Source organism: Variovorax sp. YR566, assembly GCF_051992195.1.
Classification (GTDB): domain Bacteria; phylum Pseudomonadota; class Gammaproteobacteria; order Burkholderiales; family Burkholderiaceae_C; genus Variovorax.
In genome coordinates this window covers 7,174,758-7,200,989 of record NZ_CP197092.1, presented here as the reverse complement: position 1 = coordinate 7,200,989, position 26,232 = coordinate 7,174,758, and the positions used below count along the sequence as shown (strand labels likewise).

Here is a 26,232-nt window from a genome sequence, read left to right as displayed (position 1 = left end):
TGCCGCGAAGCTCGCGCGGGATTGCTCGCGCCAGTAGCTAATTTTCCGCAAGGCGGCCTAAAGTGCCGGTATGAACGCCCCGATTTCCGCCGACCAGATGCGCGCCTTGCTGCTCGACCCGCAGCTTTCGCACGACCCCGATCCCGCCGAGACCGCCGAGTGGCGCGATGCCTTCGTGGCGCTGGCGCAAACACAGGGGCCGCAGCGCGCCAGGCAGATGCTGGTCGAGCTGGCCCGCCTCGCGCGGCAGCAGCGCATCGGCTGGCAGCCCGAACTCGCGACGCCGTACGTCAACACCATCGCCGCGGAAGACCAGCCGCCGTTCCCGGGCGACCTTGCCATCGAGGAAAAGCTCGCCTCGCTGATGCGCTGGAACGCGCTCGCGATGGTGGCCAAGGCCAACCAGGCGTATGGCGAACTCGGCGGCCACATCGCCAGCTACGCCAGCGCGGCAGACCTGTTCGAGACCGGCTTCAACCACTTCTTTCATGCGCGCAGCGAGCAGCACCGCGGCGACCTCGTGTTCTTCCAACCGCACAGCGCGCCAGGTGTCTATGCGCGGGCCTACCTCGAAGGCCGCCTGAGCGAAGAAGACCTGAAGCACTATCGCCAGGAGCTCACCGCTCCCGCCTTCGTCGACGGCAGCGGCGCGCGCGGCTTGTGCAGTTACCCACATCCGTACCTGATGCCCGACTTCTGGCAGTTCCCTACCGGCTCGATGGGCATCGGCCCCATCAGCTCGATCTACCACGCGCGCTTCATGCGCTACCTCACGCACCGTAACCTGCTGAACTGCGAAGGCCGCAAGGTGTGGGGCGTGTTCGGCGACGGCGAGATGGACGAGCCCGAATCGATGAGTGCGCTGACGCTCGCCGCACGCGAAAAACTCGACAACCTCGTGTGGGTCGTCAACTGCAACTTGCAGCGCCTCGATGGCCCGGTGCGCGGCAACGGCCGCATCATCGACGAGCTCGAAAAGCTCTTCGCGGGCGCGGGCTGGAACGTCATCAAGCTCGTGTGGGGCAGCGACTGGGACGGCCTCTTCGCGCAGGACACGAGCGGCGCGCTGGCCCGCGTATTCGCCAACACCGTCGACGGCCAGATGCAGACCTTCGCCGCAAAAGACGGCCGCTTCAACCGCGACAACTTCTTCGGCCAGAACCCCGAGCTCGCGCGCCTGGCCGAAGGCATGACCGACGAGCAGATCGATCGCCTCAAGCGCGGCGGCCACGACCTCGTGAAGATCCATGCGGCTTACGCGGCTGCGGCCAAGCACAAGGGCCAGCCCACCGTGATCCTCGCCCACACCAAGAAGGGCTACGGCATGGGCAGCGCCGCGCAGGGCAAGATGACCACGCACTCGCACAAGAAGATGGGCGACGTGGACCTCATCGAATTCCGCGACCGCTTCAACCTGCCGCTGACCGATGCGCAGGCCACCGCGATGGACTTCTATCGCCCCGCCGAAGACAGCGCCGAGATGCGCTACCTGCGCCAGCACCGCGAATCGCTCGGCGGCGCCATGCCGCGCCGCGAGACCGCCTGCGACGTGGTGGCCAAGCCCGACATCGCGAGCTACGCGCAGTTCGCCACCGCCGCCGCCGGCAAGGAAATGAGCACCACCATGGCCTTCGTGCGCATGCTGGGCAATCTCATGAAGGACAAGGCCCTGGGCCCGCGCATCGTGCCCATCGTGGCCGACGAGGCGCGCACCTTCGGCATGGCCAACCTGTTCAAGCAGGTGGGCATCTATTCGAGCGTGGGCCAGCGCTACGCGCCGGAAGACATCGGCTCGGTGCTGAGCTATCGCGAAGCCACCGACGGGCAGATCCTGGAAGAAGGCATCAGCGAAGCCGGCGCCATCGCGAGCTGGACGGCGGCTGCCACCAGCTACAGCGTGCATGGCCTGGCGATGCTGCCCTTCTACATCTACTACTCGATGTTCGGCTTCCAGCGCGTGGGCGACGCCATCTGGGCCGCGGCCGACCAGCGTGCGCGCGGCTTCCTGCTCGGCGCCACTTCGGGCCGCACCACGCTCGGCGGCGAAGGCCTGCAGCACCAGGACGGCAGCAGCCACCTCGTGGCCGCGACCATTCCCAACTGCAAGGCCTACGATCCGGCCTACGCGGGCGAGATGGCGGTGATCGTCGATGCGGGCATCCGCGAGATGATGGTCGAGCAGAAGGACGTGTTCTATTACGTCACGCTCATGAACGAGAACTACGCGCAGCCCGATGTGCCCGAGGGCGCGGAAGGCGACATCCTGCGCGGGTGCTATCGCTTCGGCACGTATGCGCCGGCATCGGGCAAGGCGAAGAAGGTCACGCTGATGGGCTCCGGCGCGATCCTCACAGAGGTTGTGAAGGCCGCTCAGTTGCTGGCCGAGGAAGGCATCGAGGCCGAGGTGTTCAGCGTCACGAGCTGGAGCGAACTTGCGCGCGACGGGCTGGCCTGCGAGCAGCGCGCGTTGTCGGGTGAAGAAGCCGGTACCGCGTTCGTCGCGCAGCAGCTCGGCAAGGGCAGCAAGGCGCCCATCATTGCCGCCACCGACTACGTGCGCGCCGTGCCTGAGAGCGTGCGTGCCTTCCTGCCGGAAGGCCGTCGCTACATCACGCTGGGCACCGACGGCTTCGGCCGCAGCGACACGCGTGCGGCGCTGCGCGGGTTCTTCGGTGTCGATGCGGCCAGCATCGCGCGGGCTGCCCGCCACGCGCTGAACTGAGGCTGCGGCGGTCGCGCAGGGCCTGCGTTAGAGTCGCAGGCCCCACCCCATTCGCGCCCATGACCGCCCGCTTCCAATCCCTCGCCCCCAGCGTCCGCCTGGCCGACCAGGTCGCCGATGCATTGGCCGCCGAGGTGCGCAGCGGGCGCCTTTCCGAAGGCGACCGCCTGCCGACCGAAACCGCGCTGGCCGAGCAGTTCGGCGTGAGCCGCACCGTGGTGCGTGAAGCGGTGTCGCGGCTCAAGTCGCTGGGCCTGCTCGATTCGCGCCAGGGCAGCGGCGTGTATGTGCGTGCCGCCGGCGTCGAGCCGCTGCGCTTCGAGATGCCGCACGTGGCCTCGCGCGAAGCCGTCATCCAGATGGTCGAGCTGCGCCGCGCGCTCGAAGCCGAAGTGGCAGCGCTGGCCGCCGAGCGCCGCACGCCAGACGATGTGCAGCGCATCCGCGACGCCATCGATGCGCTGCACGCCGCCGTGGAAGCGGGTGGCAACGGCGCCGACGAAGACGTGCGCTTCCACCGCGCCATTGCCGAGGCTGCGCGCAACCCCTTCCTCATTGGCACGCTGCAGTACCTGCGGCAGTTTTTGCACGGCGCCACCCGCGTCACGCGCGCCAACGAGGCGCGCCGCGCCGACTTCGCGCGCGAGGTGGCGCAAGAGCATGCGCGCATCGTCGAAGCCATCGAGGCCGGCGATCCGCTGCGGGCGCGCGAGGCGGCCAAGAACCACATGGACAACGCGATCCGCCGCATCGAGCAGGCCGATCCCGCGTTCTGGCAGCAGGAAGGCGCGCAGCTCGCGCGGCCCTTGGTCGAAGGCTGGCCAATAGGCAGCTAAAGCGAGCTGTAGGCAGCCGAGCCGACACAGAAAGACACCAGAAAGTCGCCGCGAACGGCGCGATCTCCGGGTTTACCCGGGTCGGTTCACAAATCTCAAATTTGTATGATGACCTGACAAATTAACCGAGACAAAGCTTTCTCATGACTTCCTCGACCCTCCAGGCCGGCGCCATGCCGTCGTCCGCCGCAGCCGATGCCGCGCTCGAAAAGCGCACTTACGCCAAGGTGTTCTGGCGCCTCGTGCCCTTTCTCATGCTGTGCTACGTGGTCGCGTATCTCGACCGCGTCAACGTGGGCTTCGCCAAGCTGCAGATGGGCCAGGACCTGGGCTTCAGCGAAACCGTGTTCGGCCTGGGCGCGGGCATCTTCTTCCTCGGCTACTTCCTGTTCGAGGTGCCGAGCAACCTGCTGCTCAACCGCGTGGGCGCGCGCATCTGGATCGCGCGGATCATGATCACCTGGGGCCTGCTCTCGGCCTGCTTCATGTTCGTGAAGACGCCGACCAGCTTCTACATCCTGCGCTTCCTGCTCGGCGTGGCCGAGGCGGGCTTCTATCCGGGCGTGATCCTGTACCTCACGCACTGGTACCCGGCGCACCGGCGCGCGCGGATCATCGCGGTGTTCATGTCGGCCATTCCGGTGGCGGGCATCTTCGGCAACCCGCTGTCGGGCTGGATCATGGACAGCTTCCACGGCGTCTCGTCGATGAGCGGCTGGCAGTGGATGTTCCTGATCGAAGCCGTTCCCGCCGTGCTCGTGGGCGTGATGGTGCTGGTCTACCTCGACAACGGCATCGCCCAGGCGCGCTGGCTGAGTGCTGAAGAAAAGGCGCTGCTGCAGCGCGAGGTGGCGCGCGACGCAGCCCACGGCGCCAAGGGCCCGCACTCGGTGGCTGGCGTGTTCCGCGATGCGCGCATATGGTGGATGGCGTTCATCTACTTCGCCTTCGTCATGGGCCAATACGCACTCACTTTCTGGCTGCCCACGCTGGTCAAGGCCACGGGCGTGCAGGGCAACCTGAACATCGGGCTGCTCAGCGCGATCCCCTTCGTCTGCGCTATCGTCGCGATGAACCTCTTCGGCCGCAGCGCCGACCGCCGCCAGGAGCGCCGTTGGCACCTGATCGTGCCCGCGCTGATGGGCGCGATCGGCTTCACCGTCGCGGCTTCGTACACGCAGAACACGGTCGTGTCGCTGGCGTTCCTCTCGCTCGCCGCAGCCGGCGTGCTGACCTGCGCGCCGCTCTTCTGGTCGCTGCCCACAGCATTTCTCACCGGCACGGCGGCGGCCGCCGGCATCGCGGCCATCAACTCGGTGGGCAACCTCGCGGGCTTCGTGAGCCCGTACCTCATCGGCTACCTGAAAGACCTGACCGGCAGCACGCAGATCGGCATGTACGTGCTGGCCGGTGCGCTGGTGCTCGGCGCCATCGGCGTGTGGCTCACGCCCAAGCAACTCGTCAATCGCTGACCTCGAAAGAAAGAATCCCTGCATGACTTCCAGCACCAACACTCCCGTCGTCGGCCTCGTAGGCCTCGGCGCCATGGGCGCCGGCATGGCGCAATCGCTGCGCCGCGCGGGCCATGCGCCGCACGTGTTCGACGTGCGCCGCGAGGTCGCCGAAGCCTTCGCGCGCGATGGCGGCACGGCCTGCGACACGCTGGCCGCGCTCGGCGCGCAGTGCGACATCGTCGTCAGCGTCGTCGTGAATGCGGCGCAGACCGAATCTGTGCTGTTCGGCGACGGCACCACGCCCGGCTGCGCCGCATCGATGAAGCCCGGCAGCCTGTTCGTGATGTGCTCCACCGTCGATCCGAACTGGTCGGTGGCGCTCGAAGCGCGCCTCGAGAAGCTGGGCATCCTGTACCTCGACGCGCCCATCTCCGGCGGCGCAGCGAAGGCTGCGAGCGGCCAGATGACGATGATGACCGCCGGCACACCCGCCGCCTACGAGAAGGCCGGCGCGATGCTCGACGCGATGGCCGCCAAGGTCTACCGCCTGGGCGACAGCGCGGGCGCCGGCAGCAAGGTGAAAGTCATCAACCAGCTGCTGGCCGGCGTGCACATCGCCGCGGCGGCCGAGGCCATGGCACTGGGCCTGCGCGAAGGCGTGGACCCGGCGGCGCTGTACGAAGTCATCACGCACAGCGCCGGCAACAGCTGGATGTTCGAGAACCGCATGGCGCACGTGCTCGCGGGCGACTACACGCCACTGTCGGCCGTCGACATCTTCGTGAAGGACCTGGGCCTGGTGCTCGACGTGGCGCGCGCGACCAAGTTTCCGCTGCCGCTGTCGTCCACCGCGCACCAGATGTTCATGCAGGCATCGACCGCGGGCTACGCGCGCGAAGACGACAGCGCGGTGATCAAGATCTTCCCGGGCATCGAAGTGCCGGCGCCGAAAAAACAGGCCTGAACAAGACAAGAAGGACACACTCGCTCATGAACATCCTCATCACCGGCGGCTGCGGCTTCCTCGGCGCCCGCCTCGCCCGCACGCTGCTCGCGGGCGGCAACCTCGCACTGGCAGGCGGCGCCGCGCAGCCGGTGTCGCGCATCACCCTGGCCGACCGCGTGCCGCCGCCCGCCGACCTGGCCGGCGATGCCCGCGTGCAATTCGTGCAGGGCGATCTGTACGAGCAGGCTGGCAACGGCGCACTGCCACTGACCGACACCGACGCGGTGTTCCACCTCGCCGCCGCTGTGAGTGGCGAATGCGAGGCCGACTTCGACCTGGGCATGCGCAGCAACCTCGACACCACGCGCGGCCTGCTGGAGGCCTGCCGCCGCGCGGGCCACTCGCCGGTGTTCGTGTTCTCCAGCTCGGTCGCCGTGTTCGGCGATTCGCCCGAGCAGCGCCTGCCCGCCGTGATCGAAGACACCACGCTGCCGACACCGCAGAACAGCTACGGCATCCAGAAATTCATCGGCGAGCAGCTGGTGGCCGACTTCACGCGCAAGGGCTTCGTGCAGGGCCGCAATGTGCGGCTCATGACGGTGTCGGTGCGCCCGGGCAAGCCCAACGGCGCGGCCTCCAGCTTCCTGAGCGGCATGTTGCGCGAGCCGTTGGCCGGCGAGCGTGCACGCTGCCCCGTGTCGCCCGACACGCCTGTCGCGCTGGCATCGCCCGGCAACACCGTCGCGGGAATCGTGCGCGCGGCCACCGCCAGCGCCGCCGAATGGGGTGCACGCACGGCGATCAACCTGCCGGCATTGACGACCACCGTGCGCGAGATGGCGCAGGCGCTCGAACGCATTGCCGGCAAGGACGCCACCGGCCTGATCGACTGGGAGCCCGACGCCGCCATCGCGAAGATCGTCACCAGCTGGCCCAGCCGCATCCACGCGGCGCGCGCCGAGGCGCTGGGCCTGAAGGCCGACGCCAGCTTCGACGCCATCCTGCGCGACTACGTGCGCGAGAACGCACAGGCCGTGAAGCTGCCTGTCGTGAAGGGCTGAGCCATGGCAAAGCTCGTTCTCGGCTGCATCGCCGACGATTTCACCGGCGCCACCGACCTCGCCAACAACCTCGTGCGCGCGGGCATGCGCGTGGTGCAGGCCATCGGCGTGCCCGAAGGCCCGCTCGATGCCGATGTGGATGCCGTCGTCGTTGCACTCAAGTCGCGCACCATCGCGCCGGCCGAGGCCATCGCGCAGTCGCTCGATGCGCTGCGCTGGCTGCAGGCGCAGGGCGCAAAGCAGATCTACTTCAAGTACTGCTCCACTTTCGACAGCACGGCGCAAGGCAACATCGGCCCCGTGACCGAGGCGCTGATGGATGCGCTGCAATGCGACTTCACCATCGCCACGCCCGCCTTTCCAGACAACAAGCGCACTGTGTTCAAGGGCTACCTGTTCGCGGGTGAGGTGCTGCTCAACGAGAGCGGCATGCAGAACCACCCGCTCACGCCGATGACCGACCCGAACCTCGTGCGCGTGCTGCAGGCGCAGTGCAAGCGCAAGGTGGGCCTCATCGACTACACGGTGGTGGCGCGCGGCGCGACTGCCATCGATGAGCGCATCGCTCAGTTGAAGGCCGAGGGCGTGTCTATCGCCATCGTCGACGCCGTGTCGAACGACGACCTTCTGCGCATGGGCCCGGCGCTCGCGAAGATGCCGTTGCTCACCGCGGGCTCGGGCGTGGCCATCGGCCTGCCGGCCAACTTCGGACTCGCGCCTTCTTCGCAGGCCAGTGCATTGCCAAAGGCCGGCGGCAAGACGGCGGTGGTCTCGGGCAGCTGCTCGCTAGCCACCAACCGGCAGGTGCTCGACTTCATCCAGCGAGGCGGCGCGGCAATGGCCGTCGACCCATTGCGCATCGCCGCGGGCGTGGACGTTGCCGCCGAGGCTCTGGCTTGGGCCGCGCCCTTGATCGACAAGGGCCCCGTGCTCGTCTACTCGACCGCCGAAGCCGGCGCCGTGAAATCGGTGCAAGGCAGGCTCGGTGTCGAAGAGGCCGGCGCGATGGTCGAACGCACCATTGCAGCCATCGCGCGCGGTTTGGTCGAACGCGGCGTACACCAGCTGGTGGTGGCCGGCGGTGAAACCTCGGGTGCATGCGTGCAGGCGCTGGGCATCGCGCAGATGCAGATCGGCCCGCAGATCGACCCCGGCGTGCCGTGGTGCCATGCGCGTTCCGATGCTGCGCCAGAGGCAGGCGTGCATATCGCGCTGAAGTCCGGCAACTTCGGAAGCGACGATTTCTTCACCAAGGCATTTACAGTGCTCGCATGACCGAGAACGAAGCCCGCGAAGAAATCTGCCGCGTCGGCCGCAGCTTGTTCGAGCGCGGCTACGTGCATGCCACCGCCGGCAACATCAGCGTGCGGCTGGACGACGGCTTCCTGATCACGCCGACCGATGCCTGCCTCGGCTTTCTCGACCCGGCCCGATTGGCAAGGCTCGACGCGCAAGGCCAGCAGACCAGCGGCGATCGCGCCAGCAAGACCATCGCACTGCACACGCGCATTTACGCCGCGACGCGCAAGTTCGATGCGAACACCGCCTGCGTGATCCACACACACAGCACGCATTGCGTCGCGCTCACGCTGAACGAACCGGGCGACGAACTGCTGCCCGCGCTTACACCGTATTTCGTGATGAAGGTCGGCCACGTGCCGGTCATCCCGTACCACCGGCCCGGCGCGTCCGAAGCGGCCGAACAGGTGGCACAAACCATCGAGCGCTTCGGCACCGCCGGCACGCCGATTCGCGCCGTGATGCTCACGCGCCTCGGCCCCAACGTCTGGCACGACACGCCGGCCGCCGCCATGGCCGTGCTCGAAGAGCTCGAAGAAACCGCACGGCTTCAGCAGCTCGCGCAGGCCGCACGGCCCGAGCCGCTGAACGCCGATCAGATCGATGAACTGCGCCGTACCTTCGGTGCGCGCTGGTAGTACAAACACCCCATGCCCCAATTTGCCGCCAACCTCTCGATGCTCTACCCGGAGCTCGCTTTCCTCGACCGCTTCGACGCCGCCGCGAAAGACGGCTTCAAGGCCGTGGAATATCTCTTCCCCTACGACTTCGCGAAAGACGAAATCCTGGCGCGGCTCAAGCACAACGGCTTGCAGCAGGTGCTGTTCAACGGCCCGCCCGGCGACTGGAACGGCGGCGAGCGCGGCCTGGCCTGCCTGCCGGGGCGCGACGCCGAGTTTCGCGAAGGCATTGCCAAGGCTATCGACTACGCCGTGGCGCTCGACTGCCCCCGCATCCACGTCATGGCCGGCCTCGTGCCCGAAGGCCTGGAGCGCGACGCGCTTCAGCCCGTGTACCTCGACAACCTGCGCTGGGCCGCGGCCGAAGCCGCCAAGGCCGGCCGCGACGTGTTGATCGAGCCGATCAACACGCGCGACATTCCGCGCTTCTTCCTCAACCGGCAAGACCACGCGCACGAGATCGTCGAAACGGTGGGCGCGCCGAACCTCAAGGTGCAGATGGACCTGTACCACTGCCAGATCGTCGAAGGCGACGTGGCAATGAAGATCCGCAAATACCTTCCCACCGGCCGCGTCGGCCACATCCAGATCGCCGGCGTACCCGAGCGGCATGAGCCCGACATCGGCGAGCAGAACTACCCGTACCTGTTCGACGTGATCGACGAGGTGTCGGCGCAGTGCGGCTGGCAGGGCTGGGTCGGCTGCGAATACCGGCCGAAGCGCGGCTCGGAGCCGGGCGGCACCTCGGCCGGCCTCGGCTGGCTGCGGGCCTGGGAGCAGCGGCACGCATGAAGCTCGAGGCGCTGCGCATTCCGGCGCCGCTGCGTGCATTCGCGGCGGGCGATGCGCAGTTGTTTGATGTCACGTTGACTGGCGACAGCGTTGCATCCATCGTGCCGAGCGCCCAACAGAAGCACGCAAGCGGCACGCTGCTGAGCGCGCTGGTCGAGGCGCACGCGCACATCGACAAGAACTACACCGTGCAGGACGTCGGCGCTGCGCAAGGCAACCTGTTCGCCGCCATCGAGCGCATGAACAGGCACCGCGACAGCTGGACCGGCGAATCGCTGCGGCTTCGCATGGAGCGTGCGCTGCACGACGCGTGGCAATCGGGCACGCGCGCACTGCGCACGCACCTCGACTGGGTGCAGGCCGAACCGCCGGCCGCGCTGGCTGTGTTCGAGTCGCTGCGCGCGGAGTGGCGCGGCCGCGTCGAGCTGCAGTTCGTCTCGCTCACGCCGCTCGACCTGTTCGCCGACCACGCTGCAGCCGAACGCATTGCACGCGAGGTGAAGCGCGCGGGCGGTGTGCTCGGCGCGTTCGTCTATCGCAACGAAGGCATCGTCCACAAGCTCGGACGTGTGTTCGACCTCGCGCAGCAACACGGGCTGGGCCTCGACTTCCATGTCGACGAGGGGCTCGACCCCGAGGCCAGCGGCCTGCGCAGCATCGCGCAGCTGGTGCGGGCGCGCGACTTCAGGCACGGCGTGGTCTGCGGCCATGCCTGCTCGCTCTCGGTGCAGGACGACGCGGTTGCCGGGGAAACGCTGGCACTGTGCGCCGGCGCGGGCATTCACCTTGTTGCGCTGCCCACCACCAACCTCTACCTGCAGGGCGCCTGGGACCGCACACCGGTGCAACGCGGCATCACGCGCATCCGCGAGGCGGCGGCACGGGGCTTGCGTGCAAGCCTCGCAACCGACAACGTGCAGGACGCCTTCTATCCCTACGGCAGCTATGACTTGCTGGAGACCTTCGGCCTCGGCGTGCAGATGGCACACTTGGCGCCGGCCTCCGACTGGCTCGACACCGTCACCGTGAGTCCCGCGAAAGCGCTGGGGCTCGCATGGGACGGGCGCATCGCGCCGGGCTGCCCGGCGGACCTGCTGCTGCTGTCGGCCACAGACGAACACGAACTCATCGGCCCGCGTGGGCGGCAACGCACCGTCATCCGCGCTGGCCAGGTACTGGAGAAAACACAATGAGCACGATGGGCAAGCCAATGGCCAACTACGCCGCCGCCAAGCGCGTCGGGGATTTCGTCTTCATGAGCGGCGTGGTCGCGGTCGACCCGGCCACGCGCCGCGCCGTCGCCGGCTACGACGCGATTCCCGAAGCAGCACGCACCGCGCTGCAGGGCGTGGGCTACGCCACGGGGCAGATGTCGGTCGACGTGTTCGAGGCGCCCATCGTCGCGCAGAGCTGGTTCGTGCTGGAGCGCATCCGCCAGATCGCCGCCGAGCATGGCGGCACCATGGAAGACGTGGTGAAGCTGGTGCAGTACTTCCGCCACCTGCCGCACTACGCCTTCTACAACCGCGTGCGCGGCTTGTTCTATCCGGGCGAGCCGCCGGTGAGCACGGTGGTGGAGGTGTCGCGCTTCCTGCCGGGGGACGAAGTGCTGGTGGAAGTCGAAGCCACCATGTACCTGCCCCAGCGCTCTTCTACTTGACCCCCGCGCCCTTCAGCAGGAACTCCGTCACCTGCTCGATCAGGTAGCGCCGGTCTTTGCCGTCCTTGTCCTGGCCCTGCTGGGCTGCGTTGCGGTAGTAGGCCGCCTGCGTGGCGTGGTCGGCGTAGAACTGCGTCACCGCCCAGATGTGGAACAGCACCAGCATCGGGTCGGCCTTGTCCATCAGGCCCTGGTTCATCCAGTTCTGGATCACGGCTGCAGCCTGGTCGGTGCGCTGCTTGCTCGTGTCCATCATGTTGTTGATGACGGGCGCGCCGCGCATCATCTCGGCCGTGAAGATCCGCGAGCGCAGCGGGTGCTCGAACGAGAACATCATCTTGCGCTGGATCAGGTCGCCCAGCACCTTGCGCGGGCCGAAGGCCTCGTCGCTGAAGCCGAACACCACGATCCAGTCGGTGAGGATGTCCTGCAGCACCTGGCGGTACAACGCTTCCTTGCTCTCGATGTAGTAATGCAGCTGCGCCTTCGAAAGCCCCGCCTTGTCGGCGATGGCCTGCGTGGACGCGCCGGCCAGCCCTTCGCTTGCGAACACCTCGATGGCGGCCTGGTTGATGAGGCCGAGCACCTGCGTGTACTTGCGCGAGCGGCCGCGCGTGGCGGGCGCCTCGGCGTCGCTCTCTTCGTTGACGGAAGCAGGACGCGCGCTCACAGCTGGAGTTCCAGTTCCTGGCCCCTGGCGCGCGAGCAGCACAGGGCAATCTTGTGGCGGCGCTCGCTGCCCGTGAGGCAGAAGTCGCGGTGCTCGGCGTCTTCGCCGTCGCCCTCGACCACGCAGGTGCCGCACAGGCCCTGCTGGCACGACACGGGAATGTCGATGCCGACTTCGTGCAGCGCGTCGACGGCCGTCTGGTCGGCAGCCACCGGCACCGTGATGCCACGCCGGGCGAGCTTCAGCGTGAAGGGCAGGCCGGTGGTGGCGTTGGCGTCGGTCGGTGCGGCGAAGTATTCGGCGTGCAGCGCGTCTTCGGGCCAGTGCGCGGCTGCGTCGCGCACCGCCTTCATGAAGCCGCCGGGGCCGCAGACGTAAAGGTGCGTGCCGGGCGCGCGGTCGGCCAGCAACCCATGCAGATCGATACGCTGCAAGGCATCGCCCTGGTCGAGATGCAGCCGCAGGTGCGGCGCCAGCGCGGGCGCGTGCAGCGCATCGGCGAAGGCCAGATGCTCTTCGCTGCGCGCGAACACGCACAGCGTGAACTGCGCGCCGCGCGCCGCAAGCGCCTGCGCCATCGCCAGCAGCGGCGTCATGCCGATGCCACCGGCCAGCAGCAGGTGGTGCGTGGCTTCCTCGCGCAGCGGAAAGGTGTTGCGCGGCGCGCTGATCGGCAGCAGGTCGCCCTCGCGCACGCGCTCGTGCATCGAGGCCGAACCGCCGCGGCTGGCGAGCTCGCGCTTCACGCCGATCACGTAGGAGTTGGCGTCGGAGGGCGCGCACGCCAGCGAGTACTGCCGCGAGAAGCCGCCGGGCATGTGCACGTCGATGTGCGCGCCTGCCTCGTAGGAAGGCAGCGGCCGGCCCCACGGGTGGGCCAGCTCGAAGGCCAGGATTTCCGGCGTCTGCCGCGAGATGCGTTCGACGCGGACGGTGAGCGTGCGTTCGAGGCTCATGGAGTTGTCTCCCTGTGTCGATGTTTTCTAGATGCTGCCCAGCTTGCGCGACACGCGCTCGATGAAATGGGTCCGATCGCGTGCGGTCGCTGCGTTCATGTCGTGCAGCTGCAGCCACGTCACCTTGCAGCGCCACGCGAACAGCGCTCGCAGCGCGCGCGTGAACAGCCGCCGGCCCGGGTCGCCGATCATCAGCACGAACCAGCGCGGCGAGCCGCCGGTGGTCACCACCGTCAGCCGCCTGATGTGCCGCATGCCCGACTTCGCGAGCTGCCCCTTGCGTTCCGCCGGCAGGAAGGCCACGCCCGGCAGCCACACCCGTTCGAGCCAGCCCTTGAGCATCGACGGCGGCCCGTGGAACCAGGTGGGAAACACGAACACAAGATGCTCGGCCCACAGCAGCGCTTCGACGTGGGGTTTCACGCGTTCGCGGATCAGGTCGGGGTTGTCGAGGTAGGCGATGCGCTCTTCGCGTGTCAGCGTCGGGTCGAAGCCCTCGGCGTACAGGTCGATGGCCTTGACGGGGTGTCGCGGTTCGAGCGCCTCGAGGGCGGTGCGATAGAGCGCGTGATTGAAGCTGTCAGGGTTCGGATGGCAGTGGACGACTAGCGTTTTCATGGTTGAGGGCCGGTTCGCTCAGGACTTGCGTCGCTGGCGAGACGGGGTCAGAGCCCAAGGAGTGAAAGGCCGCGCGGTGCCTTATGGCAACCCAGGCGCCGGCATCTGACCCCGGCGCAAGCCCCGCGCGACCCACGGGAAAAAATCGGTGTGCTTACTTGCCTGTGAGCTTCTTGCGGACGTCGACGCCGACGCCCTTGTTGACGAACTGCGTGGTCACGACTTTCGAGAGATCGACCTCGCCGGTCTTGTACAGGCCGGCCTTGACCATCTTGTCGTAGAAGTCCTTCACGCGGGCCTCGTCCATCGCGCCGATGCCCTTGGTGAGCGATTCGCCGCTGTCGACGATGCCCATCTTCTTCATCAGCTCGATGGAGCCCTGCGAGGCGGCCACGGGCGAGTCGGGGTTGATCTTGGCGATCATCTCGTTGGCGGCCTTGTTGTCGCCGTAGAGGTAGTTGTTCCAGCCGATGATCGAGGCCTCGACGAACTTGCGCACCGTCTCGGGCTTGGTCTTGATCAGGTCGGCGCGCGTCTCGATGGTGGTCGAGTAGGTCGAGAAGCCGTTGTCTGCCAGCAGCTGCACCACCGGGTCGAAGCCGGCCTGCGCCTTGATCGACAGCGGCTCCGAAATCGCATAGCCCTGCTGGATCGACTTCTTGTCGGCCAGGAAGGGGCCCACGTTGAAGGTGTAGGGCTTGAGCTGCGAATCCTTGAAGCCGTGCTCCGACTTCATCCACTGCCAGAAGCTGAACTGGCCGTCCTTGCCGATGAAGGCCACGGGTGCCTTGGTCATGTCCTTGAAGGTGTCGAAGCCCTGGCCCGGGTGGGCGAACATGGCCTGCGGGTCTTTCTGGAAGAAGGCCGCGACCACCACCGTGGGCACGCCGTTCTTCACGTTGTCGAAGGACTGCAGCAGGTTGCCGGTCATCAGGAAGTCGACCTTGCCGGCCGGCAGCATCGGCCGGTTGTTGACCATCGGGCCGCCCTGCTGGATGTCGACGTCGAGGCCGTACTTCTTGTAGGTGCCGTCCACCAGCGCCTGGTAGAAGCCGCCGTGGCCGGCCTGCGCCTTCCAGTTGGTGGCGAACACCACTTTTTCCTGCGCCTGCGCGGCGAAGGCGGCGGCCGCGAGGGCCAGGCCGAAAGCAAGCGGTCGGAGATTGAAAGCGGGGATGCGCATGGGGACGGACTCCTGTGGAGGTTTTGGAAGGTACGGGATGCGGAGACTAAATCTTTTCAGCGTTCGGTAGCCATCTCTGGCGACCAGCCGCGCGTCTTGCCGGGATTCATCAGCCCCATCGGATCGCTGCGCTTCTTGAATTCGATCTGCTGCGTGTCGATGGTCTTCATGCCGCCGTCCTCGATGGTGACGACGTGCGGGTTGAAGATCTGGCAGCCGCCCTGCGACTCGATCTCGCGGATCACTTCGTACTGGTGGGCCTCGCCCTTCCAGCGCACGAGCAGGATGCCGAAGGTGCCGCACTCGCCGTTGGCGCGCGCGAAGTCCTGGTGCTGCAGCACGTCGTCGCCGAAGATCTGCAGATGGCGCTCGACCACGGCCGGGTCGAAGGGCTGGGCGTAGGCCACCTGCAGGTAGGTCCAGCCGCGGTCTGCCTTCAGCGCCTGCAGCGTCGTGTGGTTGAACGCGCACTCGTAGGCCGGGGGCAGGCCTTCGGCGAGCAGCTCGGCTTCGGTGCCGGCGACCGAGATCGTGCCGCCCTGTGCATCGGCCAAGGCGCGAAAGTCCGCCATCGACTCGGGCGAGACCATGGCGAACACGGCGTGCCGGTCGGCCGGAAATCGGTCGCGCATGGCGGTGTAGTAGGGCGAGAAACGCGCCTCCACCGTCGAGAGCAGGAAGATGTCGAGCGAAGGCGCCTGCGCCGCAATGCCGAAATCGAGCGCGCCGCGATAGGTCTCGAAGAGCACCGTGCAGTGCACCCATTCGACGGCGGGGCTCAGCGCGACTTCCACGTCGAGGATCACGCCGTTGGTGCCATAGGCGTGGTGCACCTGCTGGATCTCGTCGCCGTGCAGTTCGATGATGCGCGGCTCGCGCTCCACCGTCATCACGCGCGCGCGCAGCAGGTTGCCGGGGTCGCGCAGGATGCCGTGGCGGAACGAGCCGATGCCGCCGAAGCCGCCCGCGATGAAGCCGCCGATGGACGCCACGTGCCAGGTCGAGGGCCACATGCGCAGCGCCTGGCCGGTCTCGCGTGCGGCGAGGTCGATGTCGTGCATGCGCGCGCCGGCCTCGACGCGGATGCGTCCGGGGTTGATGTCGAGCACGCGGCACATCTGCGTCACGTCGAGCACGATGCCGCCTTCGAGTGGCACGCACTGGCCGTAGTTGCCGGTGCCGCCGGCGCGTACGGTGAGCGGCAGCTTCCATTTTGCGGCCACGGCGGCGGCCTGCCGCACGTCGTCTTCGGTGCTGACCTTGACGACGAGGTCGGCCACGCAGCCCGCGAGCTGCGCGCTGAGGATGGGGCTGTACCAGTAGAAGTCTTTCGACAGCTGCTTGCGCTGGGCCGGCGCGGTGATCAGGTTGAGGCCGCGCAGGTCGGCGCGCACGGCATCCCAGTCGACGGCGGGCACGATGGTCCTAGCGTTCACGGCGCATTTCGCTTTCGTGCCAATGCCCGAGCACCAGCCGCGACAAGGCCGCGAACACGATGAAGATCACGATGCCCAGCAACGACACCAGCAGCAGCGCCGCGAACATCATCGGAATCTCGGTGCGGAAGCTCGATTCGAGAATGCGCGATGCCAGCCCCGTCTCCTTGCCCGCCGTGCCGGCCGTGAATTCGGCCACCACCGCGCCGATCAGGCTCAGCCCGCCCGCGATCTTCAGGCCCGCCATGAAATACGGCAGCGCGCTGGGCGCGAGCAGGTAGCGGAAGGTCTGCCACGGTGAGGCCTTGTAGAGCTGGAACAGGTCGCGAAGGTTGCTGTCCGCGCTTTTCAGTCCGATGACGGTGTTCGACAGGATCGGGAAGAAGGCCACGATCCACGCGCACAGCAGCAGCGCCGCCGTGGTGCTCGACACGTAGATCAGGATCAGCGGCGCGATCGCGATGATCGGCGTCACCTGCAGGATCACGGCGATCGGGAACAGGCCGATTTCCACCCACTTGAAGAGCGCGAACGCAATGGCCAGCAGCACGCCGCCGACGATGGCCGCGGCGAGCGCGAGCAGCGTGAGCTTCACCGTGAACCACAGAGCGCTGGACAGCGAATCCCAGTTGTCGAACAGCGTGCGAAGAATGAGCGAAGGCGCGGGCAGGATGTAGTGCGGGATGTTGTTGGCGCGAACCGTCCATTCCCAGATGAGCAGCAGCAGCACGACGATGCCCGCGGGCACGACGATGCGCAGCAGCGACTCGCGCCGGCGCAGCCGGTCTTCGTGCGCGCGCAGCGATGCCTCGGAGGGCGCCGCATCCGCATTGGCATCCGCGAGGGCGACGGGCTCAGTGATCGATGTCGAGGCCATGCAGGGCTCCGTGCAGGGATTGCGACACGGCAGTGCAGTGCGCGTTGTAGCGGCTCGATGTGCGGAACTCTTCGCCGCGCGGATAGGGTTCGTCGATGCGGATCTCGTCGATCACGCGGCCAGGGCGCGCCGCCATCACCACGATGCGGTTCGACAGATACACCGACTCGTACACGCTGTGCGTGACGAACACGACCGAGAAGCGGTGCTCGCGCCAGATGGCCAGCAGGTCGTTGTTGAGCTTGATGCGCGTCATCTCGTCGAGCGCGGCAAAGGGCTCGTCCATCAGCAGCAGCCGTGGGTGCGTGACCAGTGCGCGCGCAATCGACACGCGCATCTTCATGCCGCCCGAGAGCTCGCGCGGGTACACGTCGGCAAAGCGCGAGAGCCCGACCATTTCAAGCACCTGCTGCACCACCGGCGCAGCCGCGTCGCGGCTCATGCCCGCGAGCTTGAGCGGCAGCCACACGTTGTCGAACACCTTGGCCCAGGGCATGAGCGTGGGCTCCTGGAACACGAAGCCCAGGTCGCGGTCGCTCTGCGTCTTTCCGGTGTTGGCACCCGACCAGTGCATGTCGCCCGAACTGAGGCGCGTGAGCCCCGCGATGAGGCGCAGCGCGGTGCTCTTGCCGCAGCCCGATGGGCCCAGGAAGCTGATGAAGTCGTGCTCGCCGATGTCGAGCGTCATGCCCTGCAGCGCGAGCGTGCCGTTGGCGAAACGCTTGCTGACGTTGCGCAGGGTGACCAGCGGCGGGGTGGATGGCGTGGTGCTTTCCATGATGGCTGCGAGCCTAGCGCCAGGCGGGTTGGTTGGCGAGGCGCGACAGGGGGAAGCGGTCGACCTCGTGCAGCAGCTCGACGAAGCGGCGGCCCACGTGGTCGAGCACCGCCGCGCCCTTTTCGGCGGTGGCGCGCGTGGCGTCGCCGGCTGCGCCCGCGGGGTTGATGTCGTGCATCTGCCAGCCGAGCTTGCCGCTGGGGGTGATCGACAGGAACTTGTTCTCGGCGGCCAGTTGCTCCGTCATCGAGCTGAAGTTCTGGAACTGGTCTTTGCGGACGTAGTCGGGCGTGAGGTGCAGCATGACCGAGCTTTCGAGGTCGCCGGCGTGGATGCCGTGCCTGCCTTCATGCGCGGTGAACAGGCCCTCGGGCAGGCCCAGCGTGTACCAGTTGGCGGCCACGACCATCATGTCGTGGGCTTCGCGCAGGTCGCGCGCCACGATGTCCATCACGCTCATCTGGCCGCCGTGGCTGTTGTAGAGCACCAGCTTGCGCACGCCGGCCTTGGCAACGCAGGCGCCGATGTCGGTCCACAGCGAGATTAGCGTGTTCGCCGACACGGTGAGCGTGCCGGGGTAGCGCGAGTGTTCGTTGCTCTTGCCATAGGGCACGGTGGGCAGGAACAGCACCGGCAGGTCGTCGGGCAGGTGCGGCAGCGTGGCGCGCACCATGCCGTCGATGGTGGCGGTGTCGGTCGACATCGGCAGGTGGGGGCCGTGCTGTTCGGTCGCGCCCACGGGCAGCACGGCGATCAGCCGTTCACGGTCGAGGCGGGAGAACTCTTCACTGGTCAGGTCAGACCAGAAACGGCTGCGCAGTGGGGGCGGATTCATCGTGGTGTACCTCGTGGCGACGGACGAGATGATGGTCTAAATTATCCATACGGTCAAAAAAGATTGGCTATCCGTGGATACCCGTTGATCTTTCATGACCGATCTCATGCAAGCTGCATGCCATCAAATTTGCTCGAATGGTCAAAAATTGACCCCGAGCGCCCGCCGCCCGGGGTTCACCAGCGCAGGCGCAGCCCCACTTGCCCCTGCACGCCGGTCTGCTCGGTGATGCCGATGGCGCTGGTGTACGCCAGGCCGCCGTAGACCGCCAGCGTCTTGTTCACCTCGCCGACAACGCCGCCGCCGACTTCGAGCGCGCTCGAATTGCGGCGGTTGACGACCTGGTCGGTGGGCCCGAAGTAGAGCGCGTTGCTGCCGCTGAAGGTGTGCCACAGGTTGACCTTCAGGTACGGCTTCCAGACGCCGCCGCCCGCGTCGAAGCGGCCTTCGAGCCGCGCGCCCAGCCGGCCGGTGACGGCGTTGTCGCGCTGGAAGCGCACGGTGGAAAGGCCGTCGTCGAAATCGTCGATCGAGCTGCGCTGCCAGATCAGCTGCGCCTGTGGCTGCAGCGTCACGGTGTCGCTCAGGGCAAACGGATAGCCCGCTTCCAGCGATGCGGTGATCGTCTTGCCGTGCGGCCTGCCGCCGCGGCCGAGCGTGGAAATCGCGTCGGTCTTGAAGCGGGTGGCCATAAGCACGGCGTCGCTGTACCAGCCGCTGCTCGCAATGCGGGTCCAGTACGCGCCGAGGCTGTAGCCCTCCACGCTCAGCCGGCCGGCAGCCTCGTTGGTGGCGCCGTCGGCGACGCCGCTCGCGCTGCCGCTGGCGCGCGTGTAGCCGCCCAGCACGCCAACGCGGTTGCGTCCGCCGGCGGCGTCGGTGCCCACCAGGAAGTCGTGGCCGAGCTGCAGGCCGTGGACGTTGCCGTCGAACTGCGGATTCGCATCGCCGCGCAGGCGCTGCCGCGTGCTCTCGCCGAACACGCGGCCCCACGAGGCCTGCCGGCCTTCGCTGTCCCCGTCGCCGGCCAGCAATTGCTGGTCGCCCTGCCGGTCGTGGAAGCTGCCCAGCTGCGCGAGCCCGAGGCGGCGCACCGCGATCGGCAGGGCGCTGTAGAGCGGGACCTCGGGCCGGTAGAGCTTGACCGGTTCCACCGACATGGCGGCTGGCGGTGCGCCGGGCACCGGCGGCGTTTCGTTGAGGACCGCGAGAGCTTCTGTCAGCGAGCCCACCACGGTGCCGCCGACCAGGTAGCCGTTGTTGCGCAGGTACCAGTTGTCGGGGCTGTTGCCGGCCGCGCCGCCTCGGAACAGCCGGTAGTTGTAGGCGCCGGCCTCGACCGCCTGGGTCAGCGAGAACGCGGTGGGGGCCGTGGTGGCGCCGTTGAGTGCCTGCACCACCAGGATGCCGTCGGCCAGCGTGGGCGCGCCCAGGCCGCCGCGGTTGACCACGCGGATGCCGGTGCTGCCCGAAGCCGCGCCGCCATCGATCACCAGCTTGTCCGATGGCGAGTTGTCGCCCGCCAGCACGGTGTTGACCTGCATCAGCGCGCCGCTGCCGCCGAAGTAGTTGCCGCGCACGGTGAAGGCGCCGAAGTTCACGCCGTCGTTGGGGCCGGGCAGCAGCGTGCCCTGGTTGGTCACGTTGCCCGCGAAGGTGCCGGTGCCGGCCACCGTTGTGCCGGGGAGCACCGTGATGACGGGGCTCGTCAGCGTCGCGGGGAGGTTGAAGCGGCCGGACTCCACCCGTATCGAGTCGGAGAAATTCGCGTCGGTCAGCCACGACCATTCGGTGCCGCGCATCGTCAGGTTCTGGAAATTGCGGAATGCGTTGTCCACCGTGCCGCTGCCTTCGAGGAAGGTGCTGGCGGTTTTTCCGACGCCGCCGTCGGCGCCGCCACGGATGACCGAGCCGGTCTGCAATATCAGCGTGCCGTTGCCGAGCGCGCCCATGTAGATCGCGTCGGTGTTGGCGGTGCCGCCGTGTCCTTCGATGGTGCCGGCGTTGACCAGCACGTCGTTGCCGTTCTGGCCCCGATAGCCGTAGCCGTTGGCGCTCGACAGCGTGCCACCGGCCCGGTTCTCCACGCGCGAGAAGAAGCTGGAGCCGAGCGTGTTCGCATGCACCGCGTCGGCGCCGCCCGCGGGCGAGTTGGCACCGGTGGTGGTGATGGTGCCGGTGTTCACCAGCAGGTTGGCGACGAGGTTGCCGCCCTGCAGGTAGACGCCCTTGGCCGAGGTGCCGCTGGTATTGATGGTGCCGTTGTTGATCACCGTGTTGCCCGGGCCCAGCATGGAGACGCCGTGCGAGCTGCCGCCCGTGGTGCTGATGCTGCCGTTGTTGGTGATGACCGTGCGCGTGCTGCTGTTCGATGTCACCAGGATGCCGGAGGTGCTGCTGCTCGTCGTGCGGATGGCGCCGTTGTTGGTCAGGGTGTTGTCATTGCCCGTGGCGACCATCGCCGCGCGGGCAGAACCCGAGCCGCCCGAGACGGTGATGGTGCCGTTGTTCGTGATGGTGCTGGCATCGCGCACCAGCAGGACCTGCGTGGCGTTGGTGCTGAGCGTGGCGCCGTTGTTCACGGTGATGCTGACGCCGGTGCTGCCCGGCGTGGCGATCACGCTGGCCGAACCGGTCGTTGCGCCGTCGCAGACCACGGCGGTGTTCGAGCCCGGCGTGGCGGTTGGCGCGCAGGCGGCATAGGCGCCATCGGCGGCCAGCGTGGCGAGCGTTGCCGCAAGGCAGTGAACTAGAGGGGAGGGGGAAGGAAGGTGACGCGGAATCCGATGCGATCGCGCGATGCTCATGCTTGCTCCTTTGTTCTTGGTTGTCTCTCGTGCATGACCCTGGGGCTGGGCGGTCGTTTGACCATTTGCCAAGACATTTGGCACGATTAACAATCAAGAAACAATCGAGCGAATGTTTGCATGTTGCTGTAGTGAGACGGCGCGGGCGCCGGTGTCTTTCAGGCCGCCACGGCCTGCGTCTTGCGGCGCGGCCACGGAATGAGCAGGCATGCGCCGAGCAGCGTGACAACGCCCACCAGGCCGCAAAACAGGGTCACGGAAAAGCGCGGGACGACGGTGCCCAGCGCGAACGAGACCGAGAAGATGCCCAGGTTGAGCAGGCTCGCGTGGTACGAGTTGATGGTGCCCCGGCAGCGCTCGGACAGCGCGCTCAGCCTGGCATGGTGCAAGGGCCCAGCGCAGCCATAGCCGAAGGCCCATGGCAAGCCGAGCAGCGCCAGTTGGGCCATCGACCCGACCGGCAGCATGAAGCCGAGCAGGCCCACGGCCGCGACGAGCGCGGCGCCCGGCAATGCGACTTCGCCCGCCATGCGCTGCAGCTTGCCGCTCGCGAGGTTGCCGGCGATCACGGCCAGGCCGTAGAAGCCCGCCAGCAAGCCGGTGTCGGTGGGAGACAGCGACAGCTTCCGCGAGGCGACTTCCGCCACCACCGCCCCGAACCCCGCGACCCAGCCGAGCCAGAGGTAGCTGGCCGACAGCCGGCGGCGGGCACCGGGCGTCTTCAGTGCTTCGCGGTGCGTGGCCATGAAGTCCATGTGCATCGCATGCGAGCCGGCGCCGGGTACGCGATCGGCGAAGGCGCGCGAAACCGCCAGCGCGGCCAGCACGGCGAGGGCGGCCAGCGCGTAGTAGGCCGACCGCCATCCCCACGTATCCGCCAGCCGCCCCGCCAGCACGGGCGTGAGAACGAACGCCAGCATCAGGCCGATGAAGACGTGGCCCAGGCGTCTTCCCACCTGCTCGGGCGGCGATTCGTCGGCCACCAGGGCCAGCGCGTTGGGCTGAACGACGGCCGCGCACACACCGGCCAACGCCGACAGGACGATGGCCGCCAGCAGATAGGGTGCACTGGGAATGAGCGCGCTGAGCAGCGCGAACCCGAGCAGCCCCGCCTGCAGCGGCCGCTTGCGTCCCCAGCGGTCCGACAGCGGTCCTGCCAGCAGGGCCACCGCGCCATAGCTGAGCCCGTAGGCGGCGGGCAGGTAGGCGATGGCGCTGGAGCGAACGCCGAAGTCGGCGCTCATGGCGCCCATCATCGGGCCGGCGAGCACCTCCGCCGAACCGATGAGGAAGAGGCAGCCGAAGAGCGTTGCGATCTGCGAGGTTTTCATGCTCATCGCCGCACCACATAGCGCGTGACCACGGGCGGCGATTCGCCGAGGTGAAAGGCCAGCCGCCGCTCGCGCAATGCCATGTCGCTGGCCGTCGCGCGGTTGAAGCGGCGCAGGTGGTCGGTCCACGACTCGTCGACGATCTGCTCCACGTAGCGCTCCGGCTGCGCGATGTCGTGCAGCAGCTCCCAGCCGATGGCGCCCTGGCTCAGGCGCGCGCGGCGGGTCTGCTGCATCACGAGGTGGAAGGCCGCGGCGCGAGCCGGGTCGATCATGAATTCGACGGTGATGACCACGCGGCCGTCTTCCTGCGGCGCCTCGGTCGGCGGGCCGGCGGCCCAGCCGGCCTGCGCGGGGCTGGTGTCGTCCTCGCCGCTCACGTCGGTGACCCAGCGCAGGGCCATGAGCATCAGCAGCGTGCCGCTGATGGCGGCGACGGAAAGGCTGGCGACCAGCGAGGTGACCGTGGCCACCTGCCCCCAGATCGCCGCGCCGATCGCGCTCGCGCCCATGATCGCCATCTGGTACATCGACATGCCGCGCGCGCGCACCCAGTCGGGCAGTGCGAGCTGGGCCGACACCGACAGCGAATTGGCCACCGTGATCCACGCCATGCCGCCGAAGAACATCGCGGGCACCGCGACCCATGCGTTGGGCGCGAAGGCCATGACGGCTGTGGCGCCCGACTGCAGCAGCGTGCCGCGCAGCACCAGCTGGTCGCGCCCCAGCGCCTGGCGCAGCCGCGGAAGGAACAGCACCGCGATGATCGCGCCCGCGCCCATGGCCGCCAGCAGCAGCGTGAAGGTGCCCGCGCCGCCGCCCTGGAGGTTGCGCGCCAGCAGCGGCAGCAGCGCCAGCAGTGCGGTCGAGTGAAAGAAGAAGATCGAGATGCGCGTGAGCACCGCGCGCATGCGCTGCGACTGCCGCACGAACTGCACGCCCACGCGCATCGCGCTGATGAGCTTCTCGCGGCCCAGCGGGTTGGGCGTGTGCTCGCGCCGCCAGCGCAGCACCACGAAGCCCGAGGCCACCGACAGCACCGCGTTCAGCGCAAAGACCCAGATGCTGCCCGCGCTCGCGATCAGCATGCCGGCCGTGAGCGGGCCGACGATGCGCGAGGCGTTCATCGCGATGCCGTTCAGGCCGAGTGCGGCCGGCAGCTGCGGCCGCGGCACCAGCTCGGGCACGATGGCCGCGAACACCGGCCAGCGCAGCGCCAGGCCGATGCCGTTGGCAAACGTGAGCGCCAGCAGCAGCGGCGCGGTCATGAGGTCGAGCGCCAGCGCGGCGCACAGCACGATGGCGGTGCCGGCCAGCCAGAACTGCGTGGCAACCAGCCAGCGCCGGCGGTCGAGGATGTCGGCCAGCGCGCCGCTGGGCAGGCCCAGCAGGAAAACCGGCAGCGTGGAGGCCGACTGCACCAGCGCCACCCAGATGGGCGAGGTGGTCAGCGAGGTCATCATCCACGCGGCGGCCACGTCGTTCATCCACATGCAGATGTTGGCGACGAGCCATGTGCTCCACAGCATGCGGAACACGGGGAGCTTGAGGGGCTCGAGGGCCGCGAGCTTCGTTGGCTGCGGCCGCGCGGGCGGGATCGGTGTCTCTTCGGGGGATATGGGTGGCATGTGCCGCTATTGTGGCGCGGCCTCTTCTCTCAACCCCTGTCGCTGCGTGCCAGGCGGTGTTCGAGGCGGCGCAGCATCGTCGTGAGCACCAGCGTCATCACCCAGTAGATGACCGAGATCGCGAGGTACGGCTCCCAGTAGCGCGCATAGGCGCCGGCCACGGTGCGCGCGGCGTAGGCCAGCTCGGCCAGGCCGATGGCGGAGACCAGCGAGGTGTCCTTCAGCAGCGCGATGGCGTTGTTCCCCAGCGGCGGCAGCATGCGGCGGAAGGCCTGCGGCAGCACCACGTAGCGCATCACCTGCGCGGGCGAAAAGCCGATCGAGCGGCCGGCATCGAACTGCCCGCGAGAGATCGACTGGATGCCCGCGCGGAACACTTCGGAGATGTAGGCCGCCGAGTTGAGCGTGAGCGCCACCACGCCCGAGATGAGCGCGCCGTGCTCCTGCTTGAGCGTGCGCGCGAGTTCGCCGTCGATCAGGATGCCCGAGGTCGGGTGGATGAAGACCGGCATCACCGCGAAGTGGATCAGCAGGATCTGCACGAACAGCGGCGTGCCGCGAAAGAAGCTCACGTACACCGTGGCCGGCCAGCGCAGGAAGAAACGCGCCACCCAGGTCCACGGCGCATGGCGCGGGTGCGCCAGGCGTGCGAGCGCAAGGCACAGCCCCCAGCTGGAACCCAGCAGCACGCAGACCACCGTCATGCGCAGCGTCATCCAGGCGCCCTGCCAGAACAGGTCTTTGTATTCCACCAGGATGTCCCAGCGGAACCATCCGAAAAGCAGCACTGGTTGTTCCATGCTTGCGTCCTCAACTCTCAGTCAACGAAAAACGAAACGGCCGCGTGAGGGCGGCCGTGTTCAGGGAAATGCCGTGCGGCTCAGCGCACGTTCGGGTCCTTGTTGAACCACTTCTTGTAGATCGTCACGTAGCTGCCGTCGGCGCGAATGGCCGCGAGGCCGGCCGTGAGCTTGTCGAGCAGCGGCTTGTCGCCCTTCTTCACGACGATGCCGAAGCCTTCTTCGGGGAAGGACTTGTCGTCCAGCGTCTTCAGCTCGGGGTTCTGCGCCACGCGATAGGCGATCACGCCGTTGTCGCCCATGGCTGCATCGACGCCGCCGCCGGCCAGCTCGGAAATGATGAGCGGCGTGCTCTCGAAGCGGCGGATGTCGGGGTTGGTCTTGCCGAATTCGCGCGAGGCGATGTCGTCGGCGGTGGAGGCGCTGACCACGGCGATCTTCTTGCCGGCCAGGTCCTTCAGCGAGGCGACCTTGCTGTTCTTCGGCAGCGCGATCAGCTGGCGGGCCGCGAAGTAGGGAGGCGTGAAGTCGTAGCTCTGCTTGCGCTTCTCGTTGATGGTGACGCCCGAGATCACGAGGTCGACGTCGCCGTTGTTCAGCGCGCCGAAGATGCCGGTGAAGGGCGTGTTGACGATCTTGATCTTCAGGCCCTGCTGCTTGGCCATGGCGTTGATGATGTCGATGTCGAAGCCGACGATCTGCTTGTCCTTGTTCTCGAAGGCGAAAGGCGCGTAGGTGGCGCTGGAGGCCACCGTCAGTTCGCGGTTCTGGGCCTGGGCGCCAAGGGCGAGCGTGGCGGCAGCGAGGCCCAGGGCCAGGGCGCGGCGGAGTGGATTCATTCGGGGTCCTTGCTTTTTCGCCGT

At 67.8% G+C, this 26,232-nt stretch carries 23 protein-coding genes; 10 read left to right on the top strand and 13 right to left on the bottom strand.

From position 1 onward, the window contains the following. Positions 1–70: 70 nt before the first annotated feature. The 10 genes from mdeB to ACTG4X_RS33785 all read left to right on the top strand — a co-directional run bounded on the left by mdeB (position 71) and on the right by ACTG4X_RS33785 (position 11,450). Entirely contained in the window at positions 71–2,722 is a 2,652-nt protein-coding gene (gene mdeB / locus ACTG4X_RS33830; protein ID WP_097197658.1) for an alpha-ketoglutarate dehydrogenase, read from the top strand. Positions 2,723–2,781: 59 nt separating this feature from the next. Then, positions 2,782–3,558: a FadR/GntR family transcriptional regulator gene (locus ACTG4X_RS33825; protein ID WP_097197659.1), complete on the top strand. Its 777-nt coding sequence runs from the start codon at positions 2,782–2,784 to the stop codon at positions 3,556–3,558. Between the two features lie 143 nt (positions 3,559–3,701). Beyond that, on the top strand, positions 3,702–5,030 hold the full coding sequence (locus ACTG4X_RS33820; protein ID WP_093055318.1) for an MFS transporter: 1,329 nt from the start codon (positions 3,702–3,704) through the stop codon (positions 5,028–5,030). Positions 5,031–5,052: 22 nt separating this feature from the next. After that, on the top strand, positions 5,053–5,976 hold the full coding sequence (gene ltnD, locus ACTG4X_RS33815; protein ID WP_440532981.1) for an L-threonate dehydrogenase: 924 nt from the start codon (positions 5,053–5,055) through the stop codon (positions 5,974–5,976). Positions 5,977–6,002: 26 nt separating this feature from the next. Beyond that, a complete protein-coding gene (denD, locus tag ACTG4X_RS33810) occupies positions 6,003–7,019 on the top strand; it encodes a D-erythronate dehydrogenase (RefSeq protein WP_440532980.1) in 1,017 nt (338 codons plus the stop codon). A 3-nt stretch (positions 7,020–7,022) separates the two neighbouring features. Beyond that, positions 7,023–8,294, top strand: a complete 1,272-nt coding sequence (gene otnK / locus ACTG4X_RS33805) for a 3-oxo-tetronate kinase (RefSeq protein WP_440532979.1) — start codon at positions 7,023–7,025, stop codon at positions 8,292–8,294. Further along, on the top strand, positions 8,291–8,956 hold the full coding sequence (locus ACTG4X_RS33800) for a class II aldolase/adducin family protein (RefSeq protein WP_307614680.1): 666 nt from the start codon (positions 8,291–8,293) through the stop codon (positions 8,954–8,956). Before otnK ends, ACTG4X_RS33800 begins: the two co-directional genes overlap by 4 nt. Positions 8,957–8,968: 12 nt before the next feature. Continuing rightward, on the top strand, positions 8,969–9,790 hold the full coding sequence (otnI, locus tag ACTG4X_RS33795; RefSeq protein ID WP_093076228.1) for a 2-oxo-tetronate isomerase: 822 nt from the start codon (positions 8,969–8,971) through the stop codon (positions 9,788–9,790). Next, positions 9,787–10,983: an amidohydrolase family protein gene (locus tag ACTG4X_RS33790; protein ID WP_440532978.1), complete on the top strand. Its 1,197-nt coding sequence runs from the start codon at positions 9,787–9,789 to the stop codon at positions 10,981–10,983. Before otnI ends, ACTG4X_RS33790 begins: the two co-directional genes overlap by 4 nt. Further along, positions 10,980–11,450, top strand: coding sequence for a RidA family protein (locus ACTG4X_RS33785; protein ID WP_093076225.1), 471 nt, complete (start codon positions 10,980–10,982; stop codon positions 11,448–11,450). Before ACTG4X_RS33790 ends, ACTG4X_RS33785 begins: the two co-directional genes overlap by 4 nt. Here the strand turns inward: ACTG4X_RS33785 and ACTG4X_RS33780 are convergent. The 13 genes from ACTG4X_RS33780 to ACTG4X_RS33720 form a co-directional block, all read right to left on the bottom strand. Continuing rightward, positions 11,443–12,120 carry a TetR family transcriptional regulator C-terminal domain-containing protein gene (locus ACTG4X_RS33780; protein WP_093055334.1) on the bottom strand — a complete coding sequence of 226 codons (678 nt, stop codon included), beginning with the start codon at positions 12,118–12,120 and terminating at the stop codon, positions 11,443–11,445. The genes ACTG4X_RS33785 and ACTG4X_RS33780 overlap by 8 nt on opposite strands. Next, a complete protein-coding gene (locus ACTG4X_RS33775; protein ID WP_440532977.1) occupies positions 12,117–13,076 on the bottom strand; it encodes a PDR/VanB family oxidoreductase in 960 nt (319 codons plus the stop codon). The genes ACTG4X_RS33780 and ACTG4X_RS33775 overlap by 4 nt, the downstream gene beginning before the upstream one ends. 27 nt (positions 13,077–13,103) lie before the next feature. Next, complete coding sequence (locus ACTG4X_RS33770; RefSeq protein WP_093055338.1) at positions 13,104–13,694, bottom strand: NAD(P)H-dependent oxidoreductase; 591 nt, start codon at positions 13,692–13,694, stop codon at positions 13,104–13,106. 154 nt (positions 13,695–13,848) lie between these two features. After that, positions 13,849–14,877 (bottom strand): ABC transporter substrate-binding protein, encoded by a 1,029-nt coding sequence (locus tag ACTG4X_RS33765; protein ID WP_093055340.1) that lies wholly within the window; start codon positions 14,875–14,877, stop codon positions 13,849–13,851. A 56-nt stretch (positions 14,878–14,933) separates the two neighbouring features. Further along, positions 14,934–16,313 carry an FAD-binding oxidoreductase gene (locus ACTG4X_RS33760; protein WP_440532976.1) on the bottom strand — a complete coding sequence of 460 codons (1,380 nt, stop codon included), beginning with the start codon at positions 16,311–16,313 and terminating at the stop codon, positions 14,934–14,936. Then, entirely contained in the window at positions 16,303–17,190 is an 888-nt protein-coding gene (locus ACTG4X_RS33755) for an ABC transporter permease (protein WP_176928797.1), read from the bottom strand. The genes ACTG4X_RS33760 and ACTG4X_RS33755 overlap by 11 nt, the downstream gene beginning before the upstream one ends. Next, the gene (locus tag ACTG4X_RS33750) at positions 17,168–17,968 is read right to left on the bottom strand and encodes an ABC transporter ATP-binding protein (protein ID WP_093055344.1); all 801 of its coding nucleotides are present in this window, start codon (positions 17,966–17,968) and stop codon (positions 17,168–17,170) included. The genes ACTG4X_RS33755 and ACTG4X_RS33750 overlap by 23 nt, the downstream gene beginning before the upstream one ends. A 13-nt stretch (positions 17,969–17,981) precedes the next feature. Further along, complete coding sequence (locus ACTG4X_RS33745; protein WP_093076220.1) at positions 17,982–18,803, bottom strand: creatininase family protein; 822 nt, start codon at positions 18,801–18,803, stop codon at positions 17,982–17,984. 176 nt (positions 18,804–18,979) lie between these two features. Continuing rightward, positions 18,980–21,610 (bottom strand): autotransporter family protein, encoded by a 2,631-nt coding sequence (locus ACTG4X_RS33740; RefSeq protein WP_440532975.1) that lies wholly within the window; start codon positions 21,608–21,610, stop codon positions 18,980–18,982. 158 nt (positions 21,611–21,768) lie between these two features. Beyond that, entirely contained in the window at positions 21,769–22,947 is a 1,179-nt protein-coding gene (locus tag ACTG4X_RS33735) for an MFS transporter (RefSeq protein ID WP_440532974.1), read from the bottom strand. After that, positions 22,944–24,569 (bottom strand): MFS transporter, encoded by a 1,626-nt coding sequence (locus tag ACTG4X_RS33730; RefSeq protein ID WP_093055350.1) that lies wholly within the window; start codon positions 24,567–24,569, stop codon positions 22,944–22,946. The genes ACTG4X_RS33735 and ACTG4X_RS33730 overlap by 4 nt, the downstream gene beginning before the upstream one ends. Before the next feature lie 29 nt (positions 24,570–24,598). Next, complete coding sequence (locus tag ACTG4X_RS33725; protein WP_093076217.1) at positions 24,599–25,369, bottom strand: amino acid ABC transporter permease; 771 nt, start codon at positions 25,367–25,369, stop codon at positions 24,599–24,601. Between the two features lie 80 nt (positions 25,370–25,449). Next, positions 25,450–26,208 (bottom strand): basic amino acid ABC transporter substrate-binding protein, encoded by a 759-nt coding sequence (locus ACTG4X_RS33720; RefSeq protein ID WP_440532973.1) that lies wholly within the window; start codon positions 26,206–26,208, stop codon positions 25,450–25,452. Positions 26,209–26,232: the final 24 nt, after the last annotated feature.

Bases quoted from the DNA above. Each gene is read 5' to 3' on its own strand.
- ACTG4X_RS33765 (WP_093055340.1), bottom strand. From the start codon at position 14,877: ATGCGCATCCCCGCTTTCAATCTCCGACCGCTTGCTTTCGGCCTGGCC.
- ACTG4X_RS33785 (WP_093076225.1), top strand. From the start codon at position 10,980: ATGAGCACGATGGGCAAGCCAATGGCCAACTACGCCGCCGCCAAGCGC.
- ACTG4X_RS33740 (WP_440532975.1), bottom strand. From the start codon at position 21,610: ATGAGCATCGCGCGATCGCATCGGATTCCGCGTCACCTTCCTTCCCCC.
- ACTG4X_RS33820 (WP_093055318.1), top strand. From the start codon at position 3,702: ATGACTTCCTCGACCCTCCAGGCCGGCGCCATGCCGTCGTCCGCCGCA.
- ACTG4X_RS33725 (WP_093076217.1), bottom strand. From the start codon at position 25,369: ATGGAACAACCAGTGCTGCTTTTCGGATGGTTCCGCTGGGACATCCTG.
- ACTG4X_RS33825 (WP_097197659.1), top strand. From the start codon at position 2,782: ATGACCGCCCGCTTCCAATCCCTCGCCCCCAGCGTCCGCCTGGCCGAC.
- otnI (WP_093076228.1), top strand. From the start codon at position 8,969: ATGCCCCAATTTGCCGCCAACCTCTCGATGCTCTACCCGGAGCTCGCT.
- ACTG4X_RS33720 (WP_440532973.1), bottom strand. From the start codon at position 26,208: ATGAATCCACTCCGCCGCGCCCTGGCCCTGGGCCTCGCTGCCGCCACG.
- ACTG4X_RS33730 (WP_093055350.1), bottom strand. From the start codon at position 24,569: ATGCCACCCATATCCCCCGAAGAGACACCGATCCCGCCCGCGCGGCCG.
- ACTG4X_RS33775 (WP_440532977.1), bottom strand. From the start codon at position 13,076: ATGAGCCTCGAACGCACGCTCACCGTCCGCGTCGAACGCATCTCGCGG.
- denD (WP_440532980.1), top strand. From the start codon at position 6,003: ATGAACATCCTCATCACCGGCGGCTGCGGCTTCCTCGGCGCCCGCCTC.
- mdeB (WP_097197658.1), top strand. From the start codon at position 71: ATGAACGCCCCGATTTCCGCCGACCAGATGCGCGCCTTGCTGCTCGAC.
- ACTG4X_RS33770 (WP_093055338.1), bottom strand. From the start codon at position 13,694: ATGAAAACGCTAGTCGTCCACTGCCATCCGAACCCTGACAGCTTCAAT.
- ACTG4X_RS33735 (WP_440532974.1), bottom strand. From the start codon at position 22,947: ATGAGCATGAAAACCTCGCAGATCGCAACGCTCTTCGGCTGCCTCTTC.
- ltnD (WP_440532981.1), top strand. From the start codon at position 5,053: ATGACTTCCAGCACCAACACTCCCGTCGTCGGCCTCGTAGGCCTCGGC.
- ACTG4X_RS33745 (WP_093076220.1), bottom strand. From the start codon at position 18,803: ATGAATCCGCCCCCACTGCGCAGCCGTTTCTGGTCTGACCTGACCAGT.
- ACTG4X_RS33790 (WP_440532978.1), top strand. From the start codon at position 9,787: ATGAAGCTCGAGGCGCTGCGCATTCCGGCGCCGCTGCGTGCATTCGCG.
- ACTG4X_RS33755 (WP_176928797.1), bottom strand. From the start codon at position 17,190: ATGGCCTCGACATCGATCACTGAGCCCGTCGCCCTCGCGGATGCCAAT.
- ACTG4X_RS33800 (WP_307614680.1), top strand. From the start codon at position 8,291: ATGACCGAGAACGAAGCCCGCGAAGAAATCTGCCGCGTCGGCCGCAGC.
- ACTG4X_RS33750 (WP_093055344.1), bottom strand. From the start codon at position 17,968: ATGGAAAGCACCACGCCATCCACCCCGCCGCTGGTCACCCTGCGCAAC.
- otnK (WP_440532979.1), top strand. From the start codon at position 7,023: ATGGCAAAGCTCGTTCTCGGCTGCATCGCCGACGATTTCACCGGCGCC.